Below are 1710 nucleotides of genomic sequence, written 5' to 3'. Positions count from 1 at the left end.
CTTTCCTTATGTTTTTAGCAGTGTTAACTGCGTAATTGCCTGAAACCCGCGACCTACAGACAGATTGCTCTAGAACCTTTACCTGGATTAGGGTTCGGTCCGGTAGGAGGCTTCGCGCAATCAGGCAGTGCATCTTCTCGCTCTTTCCTCTCTCTCTCAGCCTGACGAAGAAACTCTTGATGTTTTATCCTCGATTGTCGAGCGAGATCTTCATTTTTGATGCGCTGTGCTTCAGCTCTCCTAGCTTGCTCTGCTTCAAGTTTTGCTATCCTCGCTCTTTCAGCTGAACCATCATCATATCCAAGCGTAATGTTAGAACTACTTAGCATTTGACCATAGTCTCGGTTCAGCCTTTCAATCTCCTGTTTATGTTCTTCACCCTGTTGACGTGCCCATTCGACTGTCTCCATATAAGGCACGCCAGAAGAATAATCACTATTCGATGATGAATACGTCGATGCATTAAAACCATTTGTGGCATTATTAAACGCAGACATACTGTTGGATAGTCCATCAACCCCAGCTTGACTGTCTTTCATCAGCCCGGTAACAAATTCAGCCTGAGTTCTTGCATCGAGCTTATGCGCACCCCCGATTGCGGCGCCTGCTACGCCTGCCAAGAATTTACCCCATTGAAAGCCATTTCTTTTCTGGGCCGCTCGACGCTGTCTATTGCGCTCTCGTCTCGCCTCTGCAATCTCTTCCATTCGCTGTTTACGAAGTTCTTGCATTCGTTTGTTGTAGGCGATCTGACGCTGTTCTTCGAGATAGTTTGCTCTAGCGTTAACGTATGATTCTTTAGCGGTTAGACCTGAGTTGTTTTTCAAGGATTGGTTGGCACCACTGCTTACGAGAAGCTTAATCATTTCCATGTGCTTAGACGTCATCTCTTCTTTGTAGTTTGGGAAAGCATAAAACAATGGAGTTTGATTCTTTGAATCTAACGCGTTTAACGAAGCTCCAGCACCAATCAGTTTGTGCGTAAGTACACGGTCTAACTGCTGTGTTGCAAGGTGAAGAACTGACTCTCTGTCTTTAGGGCGTTGATTTACGTCAGCGCCTAATTCAACAAGCCTTATAGCGGCAGAGTTATCTTTATAATAAACAGCAGAATATAAGGGTGAGAAAGCTTTATCTGCAACCAGCACAGATAAATTTATTGCTGCACCTCGAAATACCATCTCGTCAACTAGCCCCCCCCCATTTGTTGGGGATCCATTAAGAGCATTGTGAGAAATAGCGCTAGCAAGACAAGACACCCCATCAGAAGACACATAGTTAATGTCGGCTCCCTTAGATTGCATAAAGTCGATAATTGAATAACTTTGTTTGATTGGCGCTGACGAGCAAGCAAAATGTAAAGGTGTTAAGCCGAGTTTATTTTTTAAACTATGCTCCGACCCTTCTTCGATCAAGAATCGAAATAGGTTTTCATTGGATAAAACAGCGGCTTCAAATAAGGGCGTATTTCCTTCAGCATCTTTATAAGAATCAAAGCTACCTCTTTTTGACTTAAACGCGTTCAGTATTTCGCGAGGTGCATTTATTTTTATTGCTTGCTTTAAATAGAAGGGAAGCATTCTACTTTTCTTATTGACTCTTCCAAGCAAATTAATGATAACTCCCTTATGATCCTTTGCACTCCAGGGGTTTTCCATCGCTATAGAAATTAGATCAGTAGACTTGAAGAATGTTATCGATTTCCCATTC

1 protein-coding gene is annotated in these 1710 nt (G+C 43.0%); it reads right to left on the bottom strand.

Translation table 11 applies throughout. The features are described from left to right. Positions 1-53: 53 nt before the first annotated feature. Positions 54-1710 (bottom strand): ankyrin repeat domain-containing protein (locus A3766_RS20170; protein WP_156509001.1); only part of this gene is annotated, 1657 nt, incomplete at its 5' end.

The sequence above is a fragment of the Oleiphilus sp. HI0132 genome, assembly GCF_001635845.1.
Note: the sequence above shows the minus strand (reverse complement) of the source record. Positions and strands in the feature narration are given on the sequence as shown.